This is a genomic window from Facilibium subflavum, assembly GCF_003574485.1.
GTDB lineage: Bacteria > Pseudomonadota > Gammaproteobacteria > Francisellales > Francisellaceae > Facilibium > Facilibium subflavum.
On record NZ_QLIT01000194.1, the window covers coordinates 1 to 3,150 of the forward strand.

At 34.3% G+C, this 3,150-nt stretch carries 3 protein-coding genes and 1 pseudogene; all 4 read right to left on the minus strand.

The genetic code is table 11. From position 1 onward, the window contains the following. Positions 1–54: 54 nt before the first annotated feature. Positions 55–777, minus strand: coding sequence for an SDR family NAD(P)-dependent oxidoreductase (locus DNK84_RS10850; protein ID WP_119344529.1), 723 nt, complete (start codon positions 775–777; stop codon positions 55–57). Positions 778–828: 51 nt separating this feature from the next. Further along, on the minus strand, positions 829–1,140 hold the full coding sequence (locus DNK84_RS10855) for a hypothetical protein (protein WP_119344530.1): 312 nt from the start codon (positions 1,138–1,140) through the stop codon (positions 829–831). Between the two features lie 29 nt (positions 1,141–1,169). Next, positions 1,170–2,132: a cytochrome d ubiquinol oxidase subunit II gene (locus tag DNK84_RS10860; protein WP_119344531.1), complete on the minus strand. Its 963-nt coding sequence runs from the start codon at positions 2,130–2,132 to the stop codon at positions 1,170–1,172. A gap of 2 nt (positions 2,133–2,134) precedes the next feature. Further along, a pseudogene (locus DNK84_RS10865) lies at positions 2,135–3,073 on the minus strand (cytochrome ubiquinol oxidase subunit I); the annotation flags it as partial. Positions 3,074–3,150 lie beyond the last annotated feature (77 nt).

Sequence of the window (3,150 nt, forward strand, 5' to 3'; positions counted from 1 at the left end):
TACACCAAATTCGAGTATATTTCGCATAGCTGGGGGTTTACCTATGTGTAATTATCAAGGCGCTATCTCTTGACCATCCCAAGCAAATATTTTGCCTGTGTTTGCAATAGTCAGCTTATTGATTTGATTTAATAGATATTGCGCAGATTGCCCAGGTGTGAAGATTTTATTATTATCAACACTTCTTTGAAAAGGATAAGACAAAGCGCTGTCAACAGTACCTGGGTGCATTCCAACGACGATAGCTTTTTTGTTATATCTTAACGTTTCAATTGCCACATTTTTGATAACCATATTTAACGCGGCTTTAGAGGCGCGATAGCTATACCATCCCCCCAACCTATTATCTGAGATACTGCCAATACGTGCAGATAAAGCTGCAATAACGGATGTTTGGGTAGAATTTAATTTGGGTGTAAAGTGTTTAAAAATAAGCGAAGGTAAAACCGTATTAACCTGATATAGCTTAAGGAGTTTATCCGCTGATATTTCTTTGATTGATTTCTCAGGCATGATTTGATTATCATGTAACATACCTGTAGCTATAATAACAAGATCAATAGGCATAATTTTTGAAATATCGACAGCTAATGCCTGAATCATTGGTTCATCACAATAATTGATTTGATGATAAATAATGCCGGTTAATTTATTTTTGAAGTTACGGGATACAGCATGAATAGTTGCTTGATGGTAGTATACTTTGAGAAAATCGATTAATGATGATCCAATTGCGCCTGTTGCACCAAAGATAACAATATTTTTAAATTCATGCATTTTTCAATACCTTCTCAATGATTTTCATAGCTAGAATATGAATTGAATGGTTTATATTCTAACTTGTATATACTCTTTAGTACTTCTTGTTGCATTTAAGCCCATATGATCACTACTGGCCATCATTTCAGTATGTGGGCAATTTTGAGCCAGCTGATAGCAGTTAATATTAAGCTTTTTCAGAAAAGTATTTACTTGATCAAGGTTTGTAAATAGCACAGGCTTCTTAGTGAAAAAAGCAGTATATAGATGCTTTTTACCAGATTCACATTTAAACATAACCAAATAGTGTGACCTTCTAGGAAGTATGTTAACTTCAACCTTCTCTTTTTTAATAAGTGACTTTATTTGTAATTTATTCACAGTGCACTCCTTTGTATAATTACGTCAATTTAATACTTAAGTTTTTCACTCATTTTTCCTCTAAAGATGTAATAAGCATAGCTGGTATAAATCAAGAGTAAAGGAATCATGAAAGCCGCTGGTATTAGAGTAAATGATAAAGTAGTATCTGATGCTTTTGCTTGTGTGTAAGTTAACTCATAAGGCACGATATAAGGAAAGATGTATATGAGCATACTGACATAAGTCAGTGCAAATATAATAACGCTGAGTAAGTAGGGTAAATAATGTTTAGCTGTTCTAATGCTAAAAAATAATATAATGAATGTAACTAAAGTTAAAGAAAGCATTAATGCCAAAAGAATTATCTTGCCAGATAGTAGGTTTATTTTGTGATGAACTATTGTTTCTATACCAACGATAAGCATCATTAATATTAATAACAACGCCAGTATAGTGGCAGATTTTTGCGCTTTAGTGAGTAAATTATTTTCTGTCTTTAGAATTAATCGACAAGCGCCTAGTAGCATGTAACCAATGGTTAAGGTAATGCCTGTTGTTAATTTGAATGCAACACCATCTAAATAGTGAGCTTCTGAATAACCAACGACAAGTTGTCCTACTAGATAGCCGTGGATAAAGGCAATAATCAATGATGACACAAAAAATAAGCGATCCCAATTTTTAATGCCTTTTTTTGATTTTAAGCGAAATTCAAAGCATATACCTCTAAACAAAAGCATCAGTGCCAATAAAATTGCGGGAAGATATATTTTGGGAAACAAAAAAGCAAATGCGATAGGAAACATGCCATAAAATGCGGCAAGTGAAAATACCAGCCAAGTTTGATTGCCATCCCATGTTGGTAGCAATATACTAATAGCGATATCTTTTTCATCGCTATTAAATATCGGTAGCAATACACCAATCCCTAGTGTAAACCCATCAAGTATGACGTACATTAAAAGGCCGAAACCAATAATCAAAAGCCAGCTTAAACCAAGGTAGTCCATGATTAATCTCCTTTTTTGGATATGTTTTCTTCAACGGATTGAAAGTAGGCATATGGCATTCTTTCTGTTCCAGGTTCTGATGGACCTTGCTTAATAATCCGACTGAAATAGCGAAAATAAAAGAAACCAAATATAACGAAGTAAACAATAATAATTAGTGACAATGATATAGCGACTTGAATAAAGCTTAGGTCACTAACCGCATACTCAGTTCTTAACATACCGTATACTACCCATGGCTGACGACCAAATTCTGCAGTAAACCAACCTGCTATGATTGCAATGAAGCCAATCGGTGAGCATAGGACGCATACTTTTAAAAATCGCGTTGCTTTTAAAATGCTACCTTTGGCTACTAAGATAGAACCAATGATGCCTATTAACACCATTAATAAACCAACCCCAACCATTATCCGAAAGCTATAAAATACAGGAGCAACCAATGGTCTGTCTTCTTTTTTAACGGTTTTCAAGCCAATCAACTGACCATCAAGCTTATGGGTATTAATCAAAGAAGCCAGTTTAGGTATTTCAATGGCAAACAAGTTTTTTTCTTGATTCTCATCAGGATAGGCAAACAGTACTAAAGGTGCACCTTTTTGTGTTTCCCACACACCTTCAATTGCTGCTGTCTTAAATGGTTGATGTTTGTGTACTTCAAGACCCACATCATCACCAACAAACACTTGTCCTATACTTAAAAGCAGAATACTAATCAGCGAAAATTTAATACATATCTGTGAGAACTGCTTATTAATTCCCTTAATCATATAATATGCGCCAACACCAAGGATAACAAAAGCGGTACTAAGATATGCTGCCATCAGCATATGAATATAGCGTGGGATAACTGATGGATTAAAAATGACTTCATACCAACTGTGAATGATAAATCTGCCATCAATATAACTCACACCACTTGGGGTTTGCATCCATGAATGGAAGTGTATTTTCATTGTGTTTGCTTGATTGTTGTGTTATGTTTTTATTATTTATTCAAAATTGGATTTGCAGATGT

Excerpts from the sequence above, each read along its gene's own strand:
- DNK84_RS10850 (WP_119344529.1), bottom strand. The coding sequence starts at position 777 with ATGCATGAATTTAAAAATATTGTTATCTTTGGTGCAACAGGCGCAATT.
- DNK84_RS10860 (WP_119344531.1), bottom strand. The coding sequence starts at position 2,132 with ATGGACTACCTTGGTTTAAGCTGGCTTTTGATTATTGGTTTCGGCCTT.